Below are 20,921 nucleotides of genomic sequence, written 5' to 3' on the forward strand. Positions count from 1 at the left end.
TAAATCACCGTTTGCTTTTGATGATGGTGCCCAGGCCTTGCAGATAGGCCACCAGCGCGTCCATTTCGGTTTTGCCCTTCACAGCATCCTTGGCGCCGGCGATGTCTTCGTCGGTGTAAGGGACGCCGAGCGTGCGCAAGACTTCCATTTTCTTGGCGGTGTCTTTGCCGTCGAGCTTGTTTTCCACGAGGAACGGGTAGGCCGGCATTTTCGACTCGGGCACTACGTTGCGCGGGTTGTACAAATGCGCACGCTGCCAGTCATCGGAGTAACGACCGCCGACACGGGCCAGGTCCGGACCGGTACGCTTGGAACCCCACAGGAACGGGTGGTCCCAGACGCTTTCACCGGCAACCGAGTAGTGGCCGTAACGTTCGGTTTCAGCACGGAACGGGCGGATCATCTGCGAGTGGCAGCCGACACAACCGTTGGCGATGTAAATATCGCGGCCTTCCAGTTCAAGGGCGGTGCGAGGCTTCATGCCTTCGACCGGCTTGTTGGTGACGTCCTGGAAAAACAGCGGAACGATCTGGGTCAGGCCGCCGACGCTGACGGCGATAACCATGAAGAAGGCCAGCAGGCCAATATTCTTCTCGACTGCTTCATGCTTCATCAGTGAGCTCCAACTACAGCAATCTGTTCAGCAGCTTTGGCTTCAGCCGGGTTCGAGGCACGTACGGTACGCCATACGTTGTAGGCCATGAACAGCATGCCGCTGGCGAAGAACGCACCGCCCAGGGCGCGAACGATGAAACCAGGATGGCTGGCTTGCAGGGCTTCGACGAACGAGTAGGTGAGGGTGCCGTCGTCGTTGATTGCACGCCACATCAGACCCTGGGTGATGCCGTTGACCCACATCGAAGCGATGTACAGAACGGTACCGATGGTCGCGAGCCAGAAATGCGTGTTGATCAGGCCGATGCTGTGCATCTGCGCGCGACCGAACAGTTTCGGGATCATGTGGTAGATGGCGCCGATCGAGATCATCGCAACCCAGCCCAAGGCACCGGCGTGTACGTGGCCGATGGTCCAGTCGGTGTAGTGCGACAGCGAGTTCACGGTCTTGATGGCCATCATCGGGCCTTCAAAGGTCGACATGCCGTAGAAGGCCAGCGACACCACCAGGAAGCGCAGGATCGGGTCGGTGCGCAGCTTATGCCAGGCGCCCGAGAGGGTCATCATGCCGTTGATCATGCCGCCCCAGCTTGGCGCCAGCAGGATGATCGACATCGCCATGCCCAGCGACTGAGCCCAGTCCGGCAGCGCGGTGTAGTGCAGGTGGTGCGGACCGGCCCAGATGTACAGGGTGATCAGCGCCCAGAAGTGCACGATCGACAGGCGATAGGAGTAGATCGGACGCTCGGCCTGCTTCGGAACGAAGTAGTACATCATCCCCAGGAAGCCGGTGGTCAGGAAGAAACCGACCGCGTTGTGGCCGTACCACCACTGGATCATTGCGTCAGTCGCACCGGCGTAGGCCGAGTAGGACTTGAAGAAACTGACCGGCAGGGACGCGTGGTTGACGATGTGCAGCATCGCCGTCACGACGATGAAGGCACCGTAGAACCAGTTACCCACATAGATGTGCTTGGTATTGCGCTTGGTGATGGTGCCGAAGAACACCAGACCGTAGGATACCCAGACGATGGCCAGCAGAATAGCCAGGGGCCATTCCAGTTCCGCGTATTCCTTGGTGGTGGTGTAACCCAGCGGCAAGGTAATGATCGCGCCGACGATCACCGCTTGCCAACCCCAGAAGGTGAAGGCCGCGAGGCTGTCGGAAATCAGTCGCGTTTGGCAGGTTCGCTGCACGACGTAATAAGAAGTGGCAAACAGAGCACAACCACCGAAGGCGAAAATCACCAGGTTGGTGTGCAACGGGCGTAAGCGTCCAAAAGTCGTCCACGGCAGACCGAAGTTCAATTCCGGCCATACAAGCTGTGAGGCGATGAAGACACCAAGCCCCATGCCAAGGATCCCCCAGACCACCGTCATGATGGCGAACTGGCGGACTACCTTATAGTTATAAGCAGTCGGACTGATTGCTGTGCTCATTCTAAGGTTCCACGGTTTGGGTGTTTTATTAGGAGTAAAAATCGGCCGCAAGTATGTAGAAAGCGGGGGGTCATTGCAACGCGCCATGACCTGGGTCAATGCTTTCAAAAGCTGATTCTGCGGCCTTTCCATGCGCCGCGTAAGGACAAAATTGACCTCGGACAAAATGTCGCAGCGAACGAAAAGGGTGAGGGGGGCAGGTCAGTTGTTACGGGGTGTGTTCAAACACAACGATCGGGTGACCGACGGCAATTGGCACGACAGCCGGTATCTACCAGCCTTTGCGGCCTGTCATCGAGCAGATTCGTTGAACACATCGGGCAATGTCGACCTGGAACCGGCTCATGCCAGTCCGCATCGGAGCAAGCTTAGACCCGAATCTGGTGAACCGAAAGGAGGACCAACGGAGGGGTGCGACACTTGGTCGCAAAGAGGCAGGGAACTGCCGCATCCGGGCGAATGCGGCAGTAGAGCGGTCGAGATTTATTCGCGTTTGCCTTCTGCTTGCAAACGCTCGGTGCTCAGACCGTGGGACAGGCTGTAAACGTAAGCGGCCAGCAGTTGCACCTTGTCGTTGCCGAGCAGTTCGTTCTGCGCCGGCATATGGCCCTGGCGGCCATGGCGGATGGTCTGCTGGAGTTGCGCCAGGCTTGTACCGTAGATGAACCCGGCCGGTTGCGTCAGGTTCGGCGCGCCCATGGCTTCAGTACCCTTGCCGTTTGCACCATGACAGGCTACGCACGTGGTGCTGAACGCTTGCTGTCCGGCTTGCAGGTCGGCGGTGTCGCCAGCCGGCAATGGCAGGCCCGCCAGTTCATGACGTACATACGCGGCCACGTTCTTCACACCGGCCTCACCGAGGATTTCCCCCCAGGCCGGCATTGCCGCCATGCGACCGCCCATGATCGTGGTCTTGATCATCTCGGCGTCACCGCCCCAGCGCCAGGTGCTATCGGCCAGGTTCGGGAAGCCGAAAGCGCCCTTGGCATCCGAGCCGTGGCACACCGAGCAGTTGGACGCGAACAGACGACCGCCCATTTTCAGCGCTTGCGGGTCTTTCGCCACTTCTTCAACGGGCATGGCCGCGAATTTGGCGAAGATCGGGCCAAACTTGGCGTCTGCCTTGTTCATCTCCTTTTCCCATTCGTGGACGCCGGTCCAGCCGTCCTCGTAACCCGGCAGGACGCCTTTCCAGTTGCCCAGGCCCGGATAAAGAATCAGGTAGCCCACGGCAAACACCAGCGTGCCGGCGAACAGCATGAACCACCACTGCGGCAGCGGGTTGTCGTACTCCTCGATGCCGTCGAAGCTGTGGCCCATGGTCTGGTCGACACTGCCCTTGGTTTCACCCTTGCGGGTGCCGACCAGCAGCCAGGTCAGGCCGATCAGGCTGCCGATAGTCAGTACGCAGATCCACGTACTCCAGAAGGTGGTCATGGCCGGGTACTCCTTGTTTCAGGTTCTTGGGTGGCGTCGTCGGCCAGGGGTTCATCGGCGAACGGCAGCAAACGCGCTTCGGCGAATTCCGGGTTGCGCTTGCTGTTGAACACCCATAGCGTCAGGCCGACGAAGGCCACGAACACCACGACCGTGCCCAGGCCGCGGATCATTCCACTGCTTATCTCGCTCACTATTTCGAAGGGCATGGTCATGGCTCACCTCTTGCTCTTGATGGCAGTGCCGAGCACTTGCAGATAAGAAACGAGTGCGTCCATTTCGGTCTTGCCCTTGAGGCTGGCGACCGCGCCGCTGATGTCGTCATCGCTGTATGGCACGCCAAGGGTGCGCATGGTGCGGATCTTGGTTTCGGTGTGGCTGCTGTCGACCGCTTGCGTGACCAGCCATGGGTAGCCAGGCATTTTCGACTCCGGCACCACGTTGCGCGGGTTGTACAAGTGCGCACGGTGCCAGTCATCGGAGTAACGTGCGCCGACCCGGGCCAGGTCCGGACCGGTACGCTTGGAACCCCAGAGGAACGGGTGATCCCACACGCTTTCCCCTGCCACCGAGTAGTGCCCGTAGCGTTCGGTCTCGGCACGGAACGGCCGGATCATCTGCGAGTGGCAACCGACACAGCCTTCGCGGATGTAAATGTCGCGACCTTCCAGTTGCAGGGCGGTGTAGGGCTTCATGCCTTCCACCGGTTTGTTGGTCACGTCCTGGAAGAACAGCGGGACGATCTGGGTCAGACCGCCGATGCTCACCGCCAGAACCATCAGCAGCATCAGCAGGCCGACGTTTTTCTCGATTGTTTCGTGTTTCATGGCGGACTCCTCAGGCCATCTGCGCGGCAGCGGCGACTTCGGCAGGCTGCGAGGCCCGCACGGTGCGCCAGGTGTTGTAAGCCATCAGGAACATCCCGCTGAGGAAGATCGCACCGCCCACCAGTCGCACGACGAAGCCTGGGTGGCTGGCCACCAGGGTTTCGACGAAGGAGTAGGTCAGCGTGCCGTCTTCGTTGACTGCGCGCCACATGAGGCCCTGGGCGATGCCGTTGACCCACATCGAAGCGATGTAGAGCACGGTGCCGATGGTCGCGAGCCAGAAGTGCGCATTGATCAGGCCGATGCTGTACATCTGCGGGCGACCGAAGATTTTCGGGATCATGTGGTACAGCGCGCCGATGGAAATCATCGCCACCCAACCGAGGGCGCCGGCGTGAACGTGGCCGATGGTCCAGTCGGTGTAGTGGGAGAGGGCGTTGACCGTTTTGATGGCCATCATCGGCCCTTCAAAGGTCGACATGCCGTAGAACGCCAGCGACACGACAAGGAAGCGCAGGATCGGGTCGCTGCGCAATTTATGCCAGGCGCCCGAGAGCGTCATCATCCCGTTGATCATCCCGCCCCAGCTTGGTGCCAGCAGGATCAGCGACATCACCATGCCCAGCGACTGTGCCCAGTCTGGCAGCGCGGTGTAGTGCAAGTGGTGCGGACCGGCCCAGATGTACAGGGTGATCAGCGCCCAGAAGTGCACGATCGACAAGCGATAGGAGTACACCGGGCGCTCAGCCTGTTTCGGCACGAAGTAGTACATCATCCCGAGGAAACCGGCGGTGAGGAAAAAGCCCACGGCGTTGTGGCCGTACCACCACTGGACCATGGCATCGGTAGCACCGGCATAGACCGAGTAGGACTTGGTGAAACTCACCGGCAGCTCAACGTTGTTGACGATGTGCAGAATCGCCACGGTGATGATGAACGCACCGAAGAACCAGTTGCCGACGTAGATGTGCTTGGTCTTGCGCTTGGCCAGCGTACCGAAGAACACAATGGCGTAGGCGACCCAGACGATGGTGATCAGGATGTCGATCGGCCATTCCAGCTCGGCGTATTCCTTGGAGCTGGTGTAACCCAGCGGCAGGCTGATGGCCGCCAGCAGGATCACCAGTTGCCAGCCCCAGAAGCAGAACGCGGCGATTTTCGGCGCGAACAACTGGGTCTGACAGGTGCGTTGCACCGAATAGAACGAACTGGCGAACAGGGCGCAACCGCCGAAGGCGAAGATCACCGCGTTGGTGTGCAGAGGGCGCAACCGGCCGAAACTGGTCCACGGCAAATCGAAGTTGAGTTCAGGCCAGACCAATTGGGCTGCGAGAAAAACCCCGAGCCCCATGCCGACGATGCCCCACACCACCGTCATAATGGCGAATTGGCGGACCACCTTGTAGTTGTAGGCGGTACTGATAGAAGTGTTCATGGTTCCCCATCCACGGTTCAGCCGAAGTGAAGGCGTTTGCGCAAGGCAACGCTCCCTTCGCCTGGAGTTATAGGCAGACTAAAAGCGAGGCAAGCATGGACAAAGAGCACAAGGCCAGTATTGACGGGGATCAATGGGCGCGGTGTGTGCGGGAACATGGATGGTTGTGGAATGAAGCGGCTTCAAAGGCTTCGGCGGATCCTGTGACGCTGATTCTCGCCCATGGCGCCGGTGCGCCAATGGACAGCGTCTGGATGAACGACATGGCTGCACGCCTCGCCGATCAAGGCGTCAACGTGTTGCGCTTCGAGTTTCCGTACATGGCGCAGCGGCGTGTCGACGGGGGTAAGCGCCCACCGAATCCGGCGCCGAAACTGCTGGAGTGCTGGCGTGAGGTGTACGCCGAGGTGCGACGCCATGTCACTGGGCGTCTGGCGATTGGCGGCAAGTCCATGGGCGGGCGGATGGCCAGTCTTTTGGCGGATGAGTTGGGGGCGGATGCGTTGGTGTGCCTGGGTTATCCGTTTTATGCGGTGGGTAAACCGGAGAAACCTCGGGTCGAGCATTTGGCCGGGCTCAAGACCCGGACGTTGATCGTACAGGGCGAGCGCGATGCCCTGGGCAATCGCGAGGCGGTCGAAGGTTATGCGTTGGCGCCGGGCATCGAGGTGTTCTGGCTGGTGGCAGGGGATCATGACTTGAAGCCATTGAAAGCTTCCGGGTTGACCCATGAGCAGCATTTGGCTTCGGCGGCGAGTCGGGTGGCTGCATTTCTTCAGTGAAAGAGGTGGTGCCCGTTTGGGCCGCTTCGCGGGCAAACCCGCTCCCCACTTTTTATTGTGTTGTGAGTGAGATCTTCAACACCGAAAACTTATGGGGGGCGGGGTTGTGTCTGATTATTTTGAGTGTTTAAAAGTCACGGAGTGCTTTCCCGTTGTGCGTCTGGCATTTGCGTTGAAGGCCGCAGTCTTTTCATGGTGAATGTGCCTTTTGGATTCAGACGATAACCATGGCTTTTGAACAGGGCTTCGAATGTGCCTTCGACGATGTCTGTCACGGGATTGTAGTTGATAATGTTCAGCGTGGCAGAGTCTGCATCCACCGTTCGAAAGCCATTGAAGCCGGGAGGCGCGGGAATCCAGTGGCCATGGAGAAAGCTCAGCCCGTTATCTAGCGTATAGACACCTGGCAGTGCATCGTCACCGTTGTAGGGTAGCGTCATACTGAAAACAAACGTGTTTTCCTCCGCAGCCGTACCCATTCCTCCACCAATAGACCAATAAAACTCACCGAAAAATTCACCTTGGTAAAAATCACTGAATTCTGCAGTTTTCTTGATGGTTCCGTATTTCCACTGAAAGATGTTTTCGTTTGCGAACGTTGCGCATTTTTTAGGGATAAAGGTCGCGTGGGTTGTCATGATGAAATCCTTTTGCTGGTAAGAGTTCGGTAGCCATTGTCCGATGGACAAAGCGACCGTCTCCTTGATAAGCCTCCTGGGTTTTTTCGACTACTGTCAGAACTGACAGGTGCTTCCTTAAAAACATTTCACGATTTGCAAAAATAAAAAAACCCGGAGGTTTTCACCGTCCGGGTTTTTGTCTTTCCAGTGACTGTCAGCGGTTAAACCGCTCCACCAACGAATACTGGGTATTCGCCGTCTTGGTCAGCTCTTCACTCAACAGCGCCGAGTGCTGTGCCTGTTCCGACGTCTGGTCAGCCAGCTGCGAGATGTTGCTGATGTTGCGGCTGATCTCTTCAGCCACCGCACTTTGCTCTTCGGTCGCCGCCGCAATCTGGGTGGTCATGTCGGTGATGTTGGCCACCGCTTCGCTGATCCCTACCAGCGCCTGATCCGCTTCCAGTACCCGCGCCACGCCTTCTTCAGCCTGACGATGCCCGGCTTCCATGGTTTGCACTGCGGTGCTGGCGGTTTGTTGCAGCTTGGCGATCAGGGCGTGAATCTGTCCGGTGGATTCGCTGGTGCGTTGCGCCAGTTGACGCACTTCGTCAGCCACCACGGCAAAACCACGGCCCATCTCGCCGGCACGGGCCGCTTCGATGGCGGCGTTCAGGGCCAGCAGGTTGGTCTGGTCGGCGATGCCCTTGATGACATCGACCACGCCACCGATTTCGTCGCTGTCCTTGGCCAGCTGGGTTACGGTCATCCCGGTTTCACCGACCACCACCGACAAGCGCTGGATGGCTTCGCGGGTTTCCCCGGCGATGTCGCGACCGCGACCGGTCAGGCGATTGGCTTCCTGAGTCGCATCGGCGGTGCGCTGCACGTGGCTGGCGACTTCCTGCGTGGTGGCGGCCATCTGATTGACGGCGGTGGCCACTTGCTCGGTTTCGACGCGTTGACGTTCCAGGCCCGTGGAGCTGTTGTGGGCCAGGGTGTCGGACTGCCTGGCTTGTTCGGTCAGGTGCTCGGCGGTGTCCTGCAGGCGGGTCAGGCAGGTTTTCAGACGTGCTTCCTGGCTGAGAATCGACATCTCCAGACGTGCCTGGGCGCCACGGCTGTCGGTGTACATCTGCGCGATCAACGGGTCGGAGGTGGTTTGCCCCGCCAGCACCAGCAAGCGCTTGAGGCCGCGCTGTTGCCAGCTCAAGCCCAGCAAGCCCAGCGGCACCGACAGGCCGGCGGCCAGGGCGAAACCCCAGTGGGAGTTGAGCGACGCACCGATCATGAAGCTCAGTTGACTGACCAGAATGAACGGCACCCAGTCCTGAAGGACTGGCAGCCATTTGTCTGTCGAAGGAATGGCCGACTTGCCCTGGTTGATGCGTTGGTAGAGCGCTTCGGCACGGCGGATCTGCTCGGCGGTGGGTTTGATCCGCACCGATTCGTAGCCGATCACCTGATTGCCTTCGAACACCGGTGTGACATAGGCGTTAACCCAGTAGTGGTCACCGGTCTTGCAGCGATTCTTGACAATGCCCATCCATGGCAAGCCTTGTTTCAGTGTGCCCCACATGTGCGCGAACACCGCTGCCGGAACGTCGGGGTGACGGACCAGGTTATGCGGCGCACGGATCAGTTCTTCACGAGAAAATCCGCTGATTTCGACGAAGGCGTCGTTGCAGTAGGTGATCACGCCCTTGGCATCGGTGGTGGAAATCAACCGTTGCTGAGCCGGAAAGGTCCGTTCGCGTTGTGTGGTGGGCTGGTTGTTACGCATGGCTTTTTCAATCCGCAAGGCTTTGAGAGGTTGTCGGCGGCGTCAGGAATTTATTGAAAATATTTTTCAATAATCAGTGGCGCGTCGCAAAACGGCCATTGCATCAGCCGGCGAGCATCGGGTACGTGAACAGTGCGAAATGCAGCAGGTTCAAGCCGAAATGGGTGGCGATGGCCGCCCCCAATCCGCCGAAACGGTAGGCCAGACCATAGCCGACACCTGCCAGACCCGCCAGCAGCACCCATTGCCAACCCGCGCCCGCATGCGCCACGCCGAACAACAGCGAGGCGAGCAGCAATGCCAGGTTTTCACCGTAAGGCAGGTGTTTGAAGTGCCGGCTCAGCCCACCCTGGACGTAACCGCGAAACAGCGCTTCCTCCACCAGCGTCACCAGCAGTAGATTGTTCAGCACCCACAGCCCGGCTTGGTCCGGCCACTTCGGCGCCCAACTGATCATCCCCAGCAAGAGTGCGCCACCCAAGGCCAGGATGGCGCTCAGGGGCAGGGCGAGTGCGGTGGCATAAACCGAAAGGCGCAAAGAGCGCCGGCCGACAATCCACGGACACACCAGTAACAGCCAAAAGCCGATCAGGGGCTTGTCCTGATTCAGGTACATGGTAAACGGCGCGGCATCGTCGGTGATGCGATGCGGGTCGATGCCACGACCGTTGTAGAAACCGGGCAGCCAATGCATCGCCAGGGCCACGGCGAGGATGATGAACACGCCGTGACCGAGGAAGCGAGCGATGGGGATTTTTTGCTGACGGACCGCGAAACCAGCGACGAGCAGCAATGCGACGGAGATGCCGGCCAGCCAGCCGAGGTGGCCGTAGGTCAGGGCGAGGGCGTAGCCGAGGGAGAGAAGGGCCAGGTATGTCCATGGCAGGGCGAGCATAAATTAGTCCTTTGAGGCTGAAGCGCTTTTGTGGCGAGGGAGCTTGCTCCCGCTGGGGTGCGAAGCAGCCCCAAACCCGGTGACCCGATACTTCAATCAGATCGCATCGGCTGTTTTACGACTGCTTCGCAGTCGAGCGGGAGCAAGCGCCCTCGCCACAAAGTGTGCACTGTTTGCGGGGCGCGATTATAAACAGGCCCAAACAAAAACACCGCCCGAAGGCGGTGTCTGTGTCGGCAGGCGGTTACGACGCAATCAACTGCCGCAACACGTAATGCAAAATCCCCCCTGCCTTGAAGTATTCCACTTCATTGAGCGTATCGATCCGGCACAGCACCTCGACTTTCTCGCGGCTGCCGTTCTCGCGGGTGATGATGAGTGTCAGGTTCATTCGCGGCGTCAACTCGACGCCGGTCAACCCAAGGATATCCAGCGTCTCCTTGCCGGTCAGGTTCAGGCTCTTGCGGTTCTGATCCAGCTTGAACTGCAACGGCAGCACGCCCATGCCCACCAGGTTGGAACGGTGAATCCGCTCGAAGCTTTCGGCGATGACCGCTTTCACGCCCAGCAGATTAGTGCCCTTGGCCGCCCAGTCGCGGCTCGAACCGGTGCCGTATTCTTGCCCTGCGATCACCACCAGCGGCGTGCCCGACGCTTGATAGCGCATGGCCGCGTCGTAGATTGGCATCCTTTCCCCGGTCGGGATGTAGATTGTGTTGCCGCCTTCTTCACCGCTGAGCATTTCGTTGCGAATGCGGATGTTGGCGAAAGTGCCGCGCATCATCACTTCGTGATTGCCGCGACGTGAACCATAGGAGTTGAAGTCCCGCGGCTCCACGCCTTTATCGCGCAGGTATTGACCGGCCGGGCTGTCCGCCTTGATGTTGCCGGCGGGGGAGATGTGGTCGGTGGTCACCGAGTCGCCCAGCAGCGCAAGGACCCTGGCGCCGGAAACGTCCTTGACCACCGGCGGTGGACCGCCGATGTCATCGAAGAACGGTGGATGCTGGATGTAAGTCGAATCGTCCTGCCAGACATACGTCGCTGCCTGCGGCACTTCAATCGCTTGCCATTGCTCGTCGCCGGCAAACACCTCGGCGTATTCCTTGTGGAACATGGCGGTGTTGACCTGACTCACGGCGTCGGCAATCTCTTGGGTGCTCGGCCAGATGTCCCGCAGGTACACCGGATTGCCATCCTTGTCGTTACCCAGCGGTTCGCTGCTGATGTCGGTCCGCACCGTGCCGGCCAACGCATAGGCGACGACCAGCGGCGGAGAGGCCAGCCAGTTGGTTTTCACCAGCGGATGCACGCGGCCTTCGAAGTTGCGGTTGCCCGACAGCACCGAGGCGACGGTCAGGTCTGCGGCCTGGATGGCTTTTTCAATCGGCTCCGGCAAGGGGCCGGAGTTGCCGATGCAAGTGGTGCAGCCATAGCCGACCAAGTCAAAACCCAGCTCATCCAGATACGGGGTCAGGCCGGCAGCCTTGTAGTAGTCGGTGACCACTTTCGAGCCAGGGGCCAACGAACTCTTGACCCACGGTTTGCGCTTGAGGCCTTTTTCCACGGCTTTTTTCGCCACCAGACCGGCGGCCATCATCACGCTCGGGTTGGAGGTGTTGGTGCAAGAGGTGATCGCGGCGATCACCACCGCGCCGTTTTTCAACCGATAGGTCTGGCCGTCGTATTCGTAGTCGGCTTCGCCCGCCAGATCGGCATTGCCCACCGCGACGCCACCGCCGCCTTCACTTTCGAGGCGACCGACTTCCTTGCTGGTGGGTTTGAATTGCAGGTCGATGAAGTCACTGAACGCTTGCGCGACATTTGGCAGCGAAACCCTGTCCTGTGGGCGTTTCGGCCCGGCCAGGCTGGCTTCGACGCTGGCCATGTCCAGTGCCAGGGTGTCGGTGAACACCGGTTCCTGGCCCGGCAGTCGCCACAGGCCCTGAGCTTTGCTGTAGGCCTCGACCAGTTTCACGGTGGCCAGTGGGCGACCCGAGAGCCGCAGATACTCCAGCGTGATGTCGTCGACCGGGAAGAAGCCGCAGGTGGCGCCGTATTCCGGGGCCATGTTGGCGATGGTCGCGCGGTCGGCCAGCGGCAGGTCGGCTAGGCCGTCGCCATAGAATTCGACGAACTTGCCGACGACGCCTTTCTTGCGCAGCATCTGCGTGACGGTCAGCACCAGGTCGGTGGCGGTGATGCCTTCCTTGAGCTTGCCGGTGAGTTTGAAGCCGATCACTTCCGGAATCAGCATCGATACCGGCTGGCCGAGCATCGCCGCCTCCGCTTCGATCCCGCCGACGCCCCAGCCGAGTACGCCGAGACCGTTGATCATGGTGGTGTGGGAGTCGGTGCCGACCAGGGTGTCGGGGAAGGCGTAGGTGCGGCCATCCTCGTCTTTGGTCCAGACCGTGCGACCGAGGTATTCCAGGTTGACCTGGTGGCAAATGCCCGTGCCCGGTGGCACCACGCTGAAGTTGTCGAAGGCGCTCTGGCCCCAGCGCAGGAACGCGTAACGTTCACCGTTGCGCTGCATTTCGATGTCGACGTTCTGTTCGAAGGCGCTGGAACTGCCGAATTTGTCGACCATCACCGAGTGGTCGATCACCAGATCCACAGGGGAGAGCGGATTGATCCGCTGCGGGTCGCCACCCGCCTTGGCCATGGCGGCGCGCATGGCGGCCAGGTCGACCACGGCAGGCACGCCGGTAAAGTCCTGCATCAATACTCGTGCGGGGCGGTATTGAATTTCTCGGTCGGAGCGACGCTCCTTGAGCCAGGCGGCAATCGCCCGGAGGTCGGCGCCGGTGACGGTTTTTTCATCTTCCCAGCGCAGCAGGTTTTCCAGCAGCACTTTCAACGACATCGGCAGCTTGTCCAGGTCGCCCAGACTTTTGGCGGCATCGGGCAAGCTGAAATAGTGATAGGTCTTGTCGTCGACTTGCAGGGTTTTAAGGGTGTTTAGGCTATCGAGGGACGGCATTGCGATCACTCCTTTGAGTCCGCACGGCTACGGACTGAGGGGACGGACAGAGCTTTCAACCTAGCCCTGTTTGAATGTTAAAGCTAATAACTGGACTCTATGGCCAAGTCCAAGGTTCCGAACTCGGCTATCATGCGCCGGTTTTCGTGACAGGCTTTGCTTCAACGCAAGCCTGGGCATCGCGCAGTGGCTGAATTCTTCGCCAACTGCCCAGGAGTAAGAATGAACACCCTCTTTATGCATTGCCGGCCGGGCTTCGAAGGCGAAGTCTGTTCCGAGATTTCCGAACACGCCGCGCGGCTGAACGTGGCCGGTTATGCCAAAGCCAAGACCGCCAGCGCCTGCGCTGAATTCATCTGCACCGAAGAAGACGGCGCCGAGCGCCTGATGCGTGGCCAGCGTTTCGCCGAGCTGATCTTCCCCCGCCAATGGGCGCGCGGAATTTTCATCGACCTGCCGGAAACCGACCGCATCAGCGTGATCCTTGCGCACATGGCGGACTTCCCGCTGTGCGGCAGCCTGTGGCTGGAAATGGTCGACACCAACGATGGCAAGGAACTGTCGAACTTCTGCAAGAAATTCGAAGGGCACCTGCGCAAGGCGCTGATGGCGGCCGGCAAGTTGGTCGAGGATGCGCACAAGCCGCGTCTGCTGCTGACCTTCAAAAGCGGCCGCGAAGTGTTTATGGGGCTGGCCGAGTCCAACAACTCGGCGATGTGGCCGATGGGCATTCCGCGCCTGAAGTTTCCTCGTGAGGCGCCGAGCCGTTCGACGTTGAAGCTGGAAGAGGCGTGGCACCACTTTATCCCCCGCGATCAGTGGGATGAGCGCCTGCACAGCGACATGACCGGCGTCGACCTCGGTGCCGCCCCCGGCGGCTGGACCTGGCAACTGGTCAACCGCGGCATGCTGGTGACGGCGATTGACAACGGTCCGATGGCCGAAAGCTTGATGGACACTGGTTTAGTGCAGCACCTGATGGCCGACGGTTTCACCTTCAAGCCCAAGCAACCGGTGGACTGGATGGTCTGCGACATCGTCGAGAAACCGGCGCGCAACGCCGCGATGCTGGAAGAATGGATTGGCGAGGGACATTGCCGCGAAGCGGTGGTCAACCTGAAGTTGCCGATGAAACAGCGTTACGCCGAAGTGAAACGCTTGCTGGAACGCATTGCCGAGGGCTTCAAGGAGCGCGGCATTCGGGTCGAGATCGGCTGCAAGCAGCTGTATCACGACCGTGAAGAAGTGACGTGCCACTTGCGCCGGATCGACGTGAAGAAACCGAAATCCCGCTGATACACACCGCACCCCCGTGTAGGAGCGAGGCTTGCCCGCGAAGCTTTTGGCGTCCTCAAGGGCCTCTTCGCGGGCAAGCCTCGCTCCTACAGGGGGGGCGGTGTACGACACAGATGACCGAACCCCCGGCAATGCGCGACAATGCCGGCCAGCTTCAGGAGTGAATCATGAGTGAAATGATTGATACGCCGGTAGACGGCACCCTCGACGCCACCGGCCTCAACTGCCCGGAACCGGTGATGATGCTGCACCAGCACATCCGTGACCTGGTGCCCGGTGGCCTGCTCAAGGTAATCGCGACCGATCCCTCGACCCGTCGCGATATTCCCAAGTTCTGCGTATTCCTCGACCACGAACTGGTCGCGCAGCACGAAGAGGCAGGCACCTACCTCTACTGGATCCGCAAGAAACTCGCTTAACCCGCCGAATGACTGATGCGGATTCGCTTGCGTGCACTGCGCGTCAGGCGGATCGACAGCATCAGCGCCGCGCAACTCAAGCCCACGATCAAACCCTGCCACAGCCCGCTCGGGCCGCTCGGCGTGCCGAACCAGTCGGTCAGGCCCAAGGCGTAGCCCACCGGCAAACCGATGCCCCAATAGGCGAACAGGGTCAGGATCATCGTCACCCGAGTGTCCTGGTAACCGCGCAGTGCGCCGGCCGCCGTGACCTGGATCGCGTCGGAGAACTGGAACAGCGCCGAATACACAATCAGCATCGCTGCCACGCGTATGACCGTCGGGTCGGCGGTGTAGATCGTAGCGATGTGTTCGCGCAGCAACAGCATCATGCTCGCCGAAACACAGGCATACGCCAGCGCCGTGCCCATGCCGACCCCGGCAGCGAAGCGTGCTTCGCGCGGCTCCTGGCGGCCGAGCGCCTGGCCGACCCGCACCGTGACGGCCATGCCGAGGGAGTAAGGGATCATGAACACCAGCGAGCTGAAGTTCAGGGCGATCTGATGTCCGGCCACCACGGTGGCGCCGAGGCTGCCGATCAGCAGGGCGATTACGGCGAAGATGCTCGACTCGGCGAACACTGCGATGCCGATCGGCAGGCCGATACCGAGCAGGCGTTTGATTACCGACCATTGCGGCCAGTCGAAACGGCTGAACAACTGACTCGACTGGTACGCCGGTGCCCAACGCTCCCAACCGGCCATGCCCAGCGCCATCACCCACATCACGATCGCCGTGGCCCAGCCGCACCCGACCCCGCCCATGGCCGGCACGCCGAAGTGGCCATAGATGAAGATGTAGTTCAGCGGAATGTTCAACGCCAATCCGCAGAGGCCCAGCACCATCGCTGGACGTGTGCGTCCCAGGCCGTCACTGAAGCAACGCAACACATGATAGAAGGCGACGGCGGGCAGACCGCTGGCGATGCCGTGCAGATACTGCATGCACGGGCCGATCAGCTCGGGATCGACCTTCATCATGTGCAGGATCGGTTCGGCGCTGAGCAGCATGCCGGTCGCCATCAAACCCACCACCAAGGCCAGCCACAGTGCCTGACGCACAATCGGGCCGATTTCGCTGTGGGTGCCGGCACCGAAGCGCTGGGCGACTTTCGGAGTAGTGGCCAGCAAGGTGCCAGTCATCAACAGAAACACTGGAACCCAGATTGAGTTGCCGAGCGCCACGGCCGCCAAGTCGCGCGGGCCGACCCGTCCCGCCATCACCGCATCGACGAAGCCCATGGCGGTGGTCGCCAGTTGCGCGATCATGATCGGCAGCGCCAGGCCAAGCAGGTTTTTCAGCTCCAGGCGAACCCGGGCCGGGCGGGTGAGGGAAGTAGCGGCGGGGCGGTCAGTCACGGAATTCAAGGGCGAAACGTCCAGAGATGTTGATGCGCAAGGCGGCGCATTCTACGCCCTGACGCAGTGGTCAGGAAAAATCCTGTGTTAGCTATTTGTAATCACCGATCCGGGTTAATGCTGATCACTGTGTGGCGAGGGAGCTTGCTCCCGCTGGACTGCGCAGCAGTCCCATAGCCTTGCAAGTGATAAGCCTGTCAAAACCGGATCGCTAGGGTTGGGGCCGCTGCGCGACCCAGCGGGAGCAAGCTCCCTCACCACAGGGTATGGAGTGACCTTAATGCCCGCTGGCCCACCACAGTCATCTCCGCCTACACTGCCAACCCGCCAAAGGAGCCTGCCATGTTGATTGTTGCCGACGAAAATATCCCGCTGCTCGATGCCTTCTTCGAAACTTTCGGCGAAATTCGCCGGGTGCCGGGACGTTCCATCGACCGCGCCACCGTCGAGCAGGCCGATGTGCTGCTGGTGCGCTCGGTGACCAACGTCAATCGCGCGTTGCTCGAAGGCAGCAAGGTGCGCTTTGTCGGCACTTGCACCATCGGCACGGATCACCTGGATCTGGATTATTTTCAGCAGGCCGGCATCACCTGGTCGAGCGCGCCCGGCTGCAATGCCCGGGGCGTGGTCGACTACGTGCTCGGCAGTTTGCTGACCCTGGCCGAAATCGAAGGCGTCGACCTGACTCAGCGCACTTACGGCATCGTGGGTGCCGGCGAAGTGGGCGGTCGCCTGGTCAAGGTCTTGAAGGGGCTGGGCTGGAACGTGCGGGTGTGTGATCCGCCACGGCAAGCGGCCGAAGGTGGCGATTACGTCAGCCTCGAGCAGATCATCGAGCAGTGCGATGTCATCAGTATGCACACCCCTTTGAAGAAACACGGCTCACAGTCGACCTGGCATCTGTTCGATAAACATCGCCTGAACCAACTCAAGCCTGGTACCTGGCTGATCAACGCCAGCCGTGGCCCGGTGGTGGACAACGCCGCCCTGCGCCAGGTGTTGTTGCAGCGTGAAGACCTGCAAGCGGTGCTCGACGTGTGGGAAGGCGAACCTGAAGTCGATGTGACGCTGGCCGAACTCTGCGTGCTGGCGACGCCGCACATTGCCGGTTATAGCCTGGATGGCAAACAACGGGGGACGGCGCAGATCTATCAGGCGTATTGCGAATTCATCGGGCAACCGGCCCAGGTCAGCTTGAGCGATCTGCTGCCGGCGCCGTGGTTGTCGCACGTGACCCTTCACGCGAAGAGCGATCCGGCCTGGGCGCTGGCGATGCTGTGCCGCGGCGTGTACGACCCGCGTCGTGACGATGCGGATTTTCGTCGCAGCCTTGTAGGCAATGTGAGCGAGCAGCGTGCGGCGTTTGATGCGTTGCGCAAGAACTATCCTGCGCGCAGGGAGATTGACGGGTTGCAGGTGCGGATTGAGGGGGATTCGCCTGAGTTGCTGAAGATAGTGGCGGCACTGGGCGCAACGGCGGTCTAGAGACCGGGTTGACCCTTTCGCGGGCAAGCCTCGCTACTACAGGATTTGGGTGTTCGCTAAGTAGGTTGACGACGCAAAATCTGTAGGAGCGAGGCTTGCCCGCGAATGGCTGCACCGCATTTCCCGGATAAGCACCCACAAAAAACCCGGCCATCAGGGCCGGGTCAAGAAGACGGTGGCTATATCACTCTTGTTCGGCAGGCTTGACCAATCGCTTTTCCAGTTCGCTGCAGGCTTGCTGGATCATGTCTTCAGTGATCGGTACTTCGCGCCCATCCTTATCAATAATTGAGCAACCCAGAGACTGGTCTGGTTGTGTGCGGATCACTTGAATCTTGTCTTCGCTGCTGTTTTGCAAGGACATGGCCTGTCTCCTCATCAGGTTGTGTGCCTACTTTAAAACCGCCAGGTGACCAGTCTGTGACAACTCCCTGCGATCTCTCCAAGGCGGCAACATCAGTCCACCAGAAATACCGCAGTGTTGCCACCCGGACATTAGACCAATAGCGTCTAGCGGCTAGTCTTTGTGGTCATAATTAACCTGACTCATTGTGATTTACAGAGTTCCACCCCATTTAAGCGATATAGCTGGTCCCATCATTTGCGTACTGGATAACCCGATGCTCTCTGCCCGTCACCGCCGTGCGATTCGCCTGACCAGCCGTTTTCTTGCACCTTATCGCTGGCCGGCCCTTGGCGCATTGCTCGCGCTGATCATCACCGCCGGCATCACCTTGTCGATGGGGCAGGGCATTCGCTTGCTGGTGGATCAAGGGTTCATGACCCAATCGGCGCATTTGCTCAACCAGACCATCGGCTTGTTCATGGTGCTGGTGGTCGGGCTGGCGATCGGCACCTTTGCGCGCTTCTATCTGGTGTCGTGGATCGGCGAACGTGTGGTCGCGGACATCCGCAAGCAAGTATTCAACCACCTGGTTTATCTGCATCCGGGTTTCTATGAAGACAATCGCAGCTCCGAGATCCAGTCACGGCTGACCGCCGACACCACGTTGCTGCAATCAGTGATCGGCTCTTCGTTGTCGCTGTTCTTGCGCAATTTGCTGATGGTCATCGGCGGGATCGTCTTGCTGTTTATCACCAACCCCAAACTCACCAGCATCGTGGTCGTGGCGTTGCCGCTGGTGATCGCGCCGATCCTTGTTTTCGGCCGTCGGGTACGCAGTCTGTCGCGCCTGAGTCAGGACCGGATTGCCGACATCGGCAGCTACGTCTCCGAAACCCTCGGCCAGATCAAAACCGTGCAGGCCTACAACCATCAGGTCCAGGACGAGCAACGCTTCGCCGTGACCGTGGAGGAGGCGTTCGACACGGCGCGCAAACGCATTTTCCAGCGCGCCTGGCTAATTACGTTGGTGATCGTGCTCGTGCTGGGCGCGGTGGGCGTGATGCTGTGGGTCGGCGGTATGGACGTGATCGCCGGACGGATCTCGGCGGGCGAACTGGCAGCCTTCGTCTTCTACAGCCTGATCGTCGGCAGCGCCTTTGGCACCTTGAGTGAGGTGATCGGCGAATTGCAGCGAGCGGCGGGTGCGGCCGAGCGGATTGCCGAATTGCTGCGCTCCGAGAACATCATCCAGCCGCCCACCACAGGGCTGGTGACCTTGCCTGATCGGGTGAAGGGCAATCTGACGCTGCAAGACGTGCGCTTTTCCTACCCTTCACGTCCAGAAAGTTACGCCGTCGATGGCTTGAATCTGACCATCAATGCAGGCGAAACCCTCGCCCTGGTCGGCCCGTCCGGTGCCGGGAAATCCACTGTGTATGACCTGCTGCTGCGTTTTTATGATCCTGCCTCGGGGCAGATCCTGCTGGATGGCGTGCCACTGACCCAACTCGATCCGCTCGACCTGCGTCGCTGCTTCGCCCTGGTCTCGCAAAACCCGGCCCTGTTCTTCGGCAGCATCGAAGAGAACATCCGCTACGGCAACCCGTCGGCGACCCTGGCCCAGGTTCAGGAAGCGGCGAAAATCGCCTACGCCCACGACTTTATCGAGCAGATGCCTAACGGCTATCAGACCCACCTTGGCGACGGTGGCCTCGGGTTGTCCGGCGGCCAGCGCCAACGCCTGGCCATCGCACGGGCGCTGCTGGTGGACGCGCCGATCCTGTTGCTGGACGAAGCCACCAGCGCCCTCGACGCCCAAAGCGAACACCTGATCCAGCAAGCCCTGCCGAGCCTGATGAAAAACCGCACCACCCTGGTCATCGCTCACCGCTTGGCCACGGTAAAAAATGCCGACCGGATCGCGGTGATGGATCATGGGAAACTGGTGGCAATAGGGACGCATCAGGAATTGATTGCGAGCAATGCGCTGTATGCGCGGTTGGCGGCGTTGCAATTCAGTGACGGGCACGACGCGGCATGAATGAGAGCTGCTGAACACTGCGAGGTTCGGGCATTATGTCGGCCTCAGTTGCGAGCCTGGATGAGGATATGAGCCGTTATCAACCACCGTTGACCCTGACCACCAGAATGCTGGCGTTGATCGCCGGGATCAGCGAACAAATCGGTCAGCTGACGGCTGTGGACGAACGCCTGCAGACGCCTCAACTGCGTCGTAGTAATCGAATTCGCACGATTCAGGCTTCCTTGGCGATCGAGAACAACACGCTCAGCATCGAGCAGGTGACCGCAGTCCTGGCTGGGCGACGAGTACTTGGCCTGCCGCGAGAAATCCAGGAAGTGCGTAACGCTTTTGCGGCGTATGAAGCCATGCCTGAGTGGCGGTCGAGCGCCCGGGCCGACCTGCTACGGGCGCATGAGTTGCTGATGGGCGGATTGATTGACGACTGTGGGCGGTTTCGCCAAGCGGGTGTCGGTATTTATCGTGGTGAAAAATTAGTCCACATGGCACCGCCGCCGAGTCGTGTTGGGCATTTGATGGACGATTTGCTGGCGTGGCTCAGTCAATCGGATTGGCACCCATTGATCGTCAGCTGCGTCTTCCACTACGAGTTCGAGTTTATTCATCCTTTCGCCGATGGAAATGGGCGGATGGGGCGACTCTGGCAAACCTTGATACTCAGTCAGTGGCGGCCGGTGTTGGCTTATCTGCCAGTCGAAGCGGTGATTCGAGAGCAGCAAGACGCTTATTACGCGGCGTTGTCGGCTGCGGACCAGTTGGCTGAGTCGACGCCTTTTGTCGAGTTCATGCTGCAAGCGTTGAGTATTGCGCTTGAGGAGGCAGGCAATACCGAATCAATAATCGACCCAGTAACCGACCCAGTAACCGACCCAGTAGGGAGATTGCTTTCAGCACTCCAGGTTAATGGTCCGCTTAAAATCAGCGACTTGATGGCTGAGGTCGGTTTGGCTCACAAGGCGACCTTTCGGGCTAACTACCTCAGGCCCGCATTGGCTGCCGATTTGATTGAAATGACCAGCCCCGAGACACCAAGCAGTCCGGCTCAAAAATATCGTCTGACCCGGCATGGCAAACAGACTGCCGCACGATTCAAGTCTGCATAGGCCTTCTGGATACGCCA

Annotated in this window: 18 protein-coding genes; 6 read left to right on the forward strand and 12 right to left on the reverse strand. The window is 60.0% G+C overall.

Features of this window, described 5'->3' with window-relative positions; all coding sequences use genetic code 11:
- Positions 1-4: 4 nt before the first annotated feature.
- From ccoO (AB4N91_RS06545) to ccoN (AB4N91_RS06570), 6 genes are all read right to left on the reverse strand, one after another.
- Complete coding sequence (gene ccoO / locus AB4N91_RS06545) at positions 5-613, reverse strand: cytochrome-c oxidase, cbb3-type subunit II (RefSeq protein WP_010456412.1); 609 nt, start codon at positions 611-613, stop codon at positions 5-7.
- The gene (gene ccoN, locus AB4N91_RS06550; RefSeq protein ID WP_010456410.1) at positions 613-2,055 is read right to left on the reverse strand and encodes a cytochrome-c oxidase, cbb3-type subunit I; all 1,443 of its coding nucleotides are present in this window, start codon (positions 2,053-2,055) and stop codon (positions 613-615) included. The genes ccoO (AB4N91_RS06545) and ccoN (AB4N91_RS06550) overlap by 1 nt, the downstream gene beginning before the upstream one ends.
- 483 nt (positions 2,056-2,538) lie before the next feature.
- Positions 2,539-3,492 (reverse strand): cytochrome-c oxidase, cbb3-type subunit III, encoded by a 954-nt coding sequence (ccoP, locus tag AB4N91_RS06555; protein ID WP_102594704.1) that lies wholly within the window; start codon positions 3,490-3,492, stop codon positions 2,539-2,541.
- Positions 3,489-3,689 (reverse strand): cbb3-type cytochrome oxidase subunit 3, encoded by a 201-nt coding sequence (locus tag AB4N91_RS06560; RefSeq protein ID WP_102594714.1) that lies wholly within the window; start codon positions 3,687-3,689, stop codon positions 3,489-3,491. The genes ccoP and AB4N91_RS06560 overlap by 4 nt, the downstream gene beginning before the upstream one ends.
- A 21-nt stretch (positions 3,690-3,710) precedes the next feature.
- Positions 3,711-4,319 (reverse strand): cytochrome-c oxidase, cbb3-type subunit II, encoded by a 609-nt coding sequence (gene ccoO / locus AB4N91_RS06565; RefSeq protein WP_010456405.1) that lies wholly within the window; start codon positions 4,317-4,319, stop codon positions 3,711-3,713.
- 10 nt (positions 4,320-4,329) lie between these two features.
- Entirely contained in the window at positions 4,330-5,754 is a 1,425-nt protein-coding gene (gene ccoN, locus AB4N91_RS06570) for a cytochrome-c oxidase, cbb3-type subunit I (protein ID WP_010456403.1), read from the reverse strand.
- A 95-nt stretch (positions 5,755-5,849) separates the two neighbouring features.
- Between ccoN (AB4N91_RS06570) and AB4N91_RS06575 the strand changes: the two genes are divergently transcribed.
- Complete coding sequence (locus tag AB4N91_RS06575) at positions 5,850-6,536, forward strand: alpha/beta family hydrolase (RefSeq protein ID WP_077748215.1); 687 nt, start codon at positions 5,850-5,852, stop codon at positions 6,534-6,536.
- Positions 6,537-6,670: 134 nt separating this feature from the next.
- Here AB4N91_RS06575 and AB4N91_RS06580 read toward each other — a convergent pair whose 3' ends face one another.
- The 4 genes from AB4N91_RS06580 to acnA all read right to left on the reverse strand — a co-directional run bounded on the left by AB4N91_RS06580 (position 6,671) and on the right by acnA (position 12,817).
- Positions 6,671-7,174, reverse strand: a complete 504-nt coding sequence (locus tag AB4N91_RS06580) for a hypothetical protein (RefSeq protein ID WP_229801688.1) — start codon at positions 7,172-7,174, stop codon at positions 6,671-6,673.
- Positions 7,175-7,370: 196 nt separating this feature from the next.
- Positions 7,371-8,936 carry a methyl-accepting chemotaxis protein gene (locus AB4N91_RS06585; protein ID WP_010456398.1) on the reverse strand — a complete coding sequence of 522 codons (1,566 nt, stop codon included), beginning with the start codon at positions 8,934-8,936 and terminating at the stop codon, positions 7,371-7,373.
- A gap of 103 nt (positions 8,937-9,039) precedes the next feature.
- Positions 9,040-9,831 (reverse strand): CPBP family intramembrane glutamic endopeptidase, encoded by a 792-nt coding sequence (locus AB4N91_RS06590; protein ID WP_145305937.1) that lies wholly within the window; start codon positions 9,829-9,831, stop codon positions 9,040-9,042.
- Between the two features lie 244 nt (positions 9,832-10,075).
- Complete coding sequence (gene acnA / locus AB4N91_RS06595; protein ID WP_010456394.1) at positions 10,076-12,817, reverse strand: aconitate hydratase AcnA; 2,742 nt, start codon at positions 12,815-12,817, stop codon at positions 10,076-10,078.
- A gap of 222 nt (positions 12,818-13,039) precedes the next feature.
- On the opposite strand from acnA, the gene rlmM reads away from it, so the two are divergent.
- Positions 13,040-14,113 carry a 23S rRNA (cytidine(2498)-2'-O)-methyltransferase RlmM gene (gene rlmM / locus AB4N91_RS06600; RefSeq protein WP_010456393.1) on the forward strand — a complete coding sequence of 358 codons (1,074 nt, stop codon included), beginning with the start codon at positions 13,040-13,042 and terminating at the stop codon, positions 14,111-14,113.
- 167 nt (positions 14,114-14,280) lie between these two features.
- Positions 14,281-14,532: a sulfurtransferase TusA gene (gene tusA / locus AB4N91_RS06605; RefSeq protein ID WP_007907805.1), complete on the forward strand. Its 252-nt coding sequence runs from the start codon at positions 14,281-14,283 to the stop codon at positions 14,530-14,532.
- On the opposite strand, the gene AB4N91_RS06610 is transcribed toward tusA, so the two are convergent.
- Positions 14,529-15,938, reverse strand: coding sequence for an MATE family efflux transporter (locus tag AB4N91_RS06610; protein WP_200666699.1), 1,410 nt, complete (start codon positions 15,936-15,938; stop codon positions 14,529-14,531). The genes tusA and AB4N91_RS06610 overlap by 4 nt on opposite strands.
- A 333-nt stretch (positions 15,939-16,271) precedes the next feature.
- Between AB4N91_RS06610 and pdxB the strand changes: the two genes are divergently transcribed.
- A complete protein-coding gene (gene pdxB / locus AB4N91_RS06615; protein ID WP_154912817.1) occupies positions 16,272-17,414 on the forward strand; it encodes a 4-phosphoerythronate dehydrogenase PdxB in 1,143 nt (380 codons plus the stop codon).
- Between the two features lie 184 nt (positions 17,415-17,598).
- On the opposite strand, the gene AB4N91_RS06620 is transcribed toward pdxB, so the two are convergent.
- Positions 17,599-17,778: a PA1571 family protein gene (locus AB4N91_RS06620; protein ID WP_010456379.1), complete on the reverse strand. Its 180-nt coding sequence runs from the start codon at positions 17,776-17,778 to the stop codon at positions 17,599-17,601.
- Between the two features lie 256 nt (positions 17,779-18,034).
- On the opposite strand from AB4N91_RS06620, the gene AB4N91_RS06625 reads away from it, so the two are divergent.
- Positions 18,035-19,801 (forward strand): ABC transporter transmembrane domain-containing protein, encoded by a 1,767-nt coding sequence (locus AB4N91_RS06625; protein ID WP_010456377.1) that lies wholly within the window; start codon positions 18,035-18,037, stop codon positions 19,799-19,801.
- 68 nt (positions 19,802-19,869) lie between these two features.
- Positions 19,870-20,904: a Fic family protein gene (locus AB4N91_RS06630; RefSeq protein WP_042933041.1), complete on the forward strand. Its 1,035-nt coding sequence runs from the start codon at positions 19,870-19,872 to the stop codon at positions 20,902-20,904.
- Positions 20,905-20,921 lie beyond the last annotated feature (17 nt).

The organism is Pseudomonas sp. H3_D04, from assembly GCF_054669175.1.

Excerpts from the sequence above, each read along its gene's own strand:
- ccoN (WP_010456403.1), bottom strand. The coding sequence starts at position 5,754 with ATGAACACTTCTATCAGTACCGCCTACAACTACAAGGTGGTCCGCCAA.
- ccoN (WP_010456410.1), bottom strand. The coding sequence starts at position 2,055 with ATGAGCACAGCAATCAGTCCGACTGCTTATAACTATAAGGTAGTCCGC.
- ccoO (WP_010456405.1), bottom strand. The coding sequence starts at position 4,319 with ATGAAACACGAAACAATCGAGAAAAACGTCGGCCTGCTGATGCTGCTG.
- AB4N91_RS06580 (WP_229801688.1), bottom strand. The coding sequence starts at position 7,174 with ATGACAACCCACGCGACCTTTATCCCTAAAAAATGCGCAACGTTCGCA.
- tusA (WP_007907805.1), top strand. The coding sequence starts at position 14,281 with ATGAGTGAAATGATTGATACGCCGGTAGACGGCACCCTCGACGCCACC.
- pdxB (WP_154912817.1), top strand. The coding sequence starts at position 16,272 with ATGTTGATTGTTGCCGACGAAAATATCCCGCTGCTCGATGCCTTCTTC.
- AB4N91_RS06620 (WP_010456379.1), bottom strand. The coding sequence starts at position 17,778 with ATGTCCTTGCAAAACAGCAGCGAAGACAAGATTCAAGTGATCCGCACA.
- AB4N91_RS06575 (WP_077748215.1), top strand. The coding sequence starts at position 5,850 with ATGGACAAAGAGCACAAGGCCAGTATTGACGGGGATCAATGGGCGCGG.
- AB4N91_RS06585 (WP_010456398.1), bottom strand. The coding sequence starts at position 8,936 with ATGCGTAACAACCAGCCCACCACACAACGCGAACGGACCTTTCCGGCT.
- AB4N91_RS06625 (WP_010456377.1), top strand. The coding sequence starts at position 18,035 with ATGCTCTCTGCCCGTCACCGCCGTGCGATTCGCCTGACCAGCCGTTTT.
- AB4N91_RS06630 (WP_042933041.1), top strand. The coding sequence starts at position 19,870 with ATGAGCCGTTATCAACCACCGTTGACCCTGACCACCAGAATGCTGGCG.
- ccoO (WP_010456412.1), bottom strand. The coding sequence starts at position 613 with ATGAAGCATGAAGCAGTCGAGAAGAATATTGGCCTGCTGGCCTTCTTC.
- AB4N91_RS06590 (WP_145305937.1), bottom strand. The coding sequence starts at position 9,831 with ATGCTCGCCCTGCCATGGACATACCTGGCCCTTCTCTCCCTCGGCTAC.
- ccoP (WP_102594704.1), bottom strand. The coding sequence starts at position 3,492 with ATGACCACCTTCTGGAGTACGTGGATCTGCGTACTGACTATCGGCAGC.
- rlmM (WP_010456393.1), top strand. The coding sequence starts at position 13,040 with ATGAACACCCTCTTTATGCATTGCCGGCCGGGCTTCGAAGGCGAAGTC.
- acnA (WP_010456394.1), bottom strand. The coding sequence starts at position 12,817 with ATGCCGTCCCTCGATAGCCTAAACACCCTTAAAACCCTGCAAGTCGAC.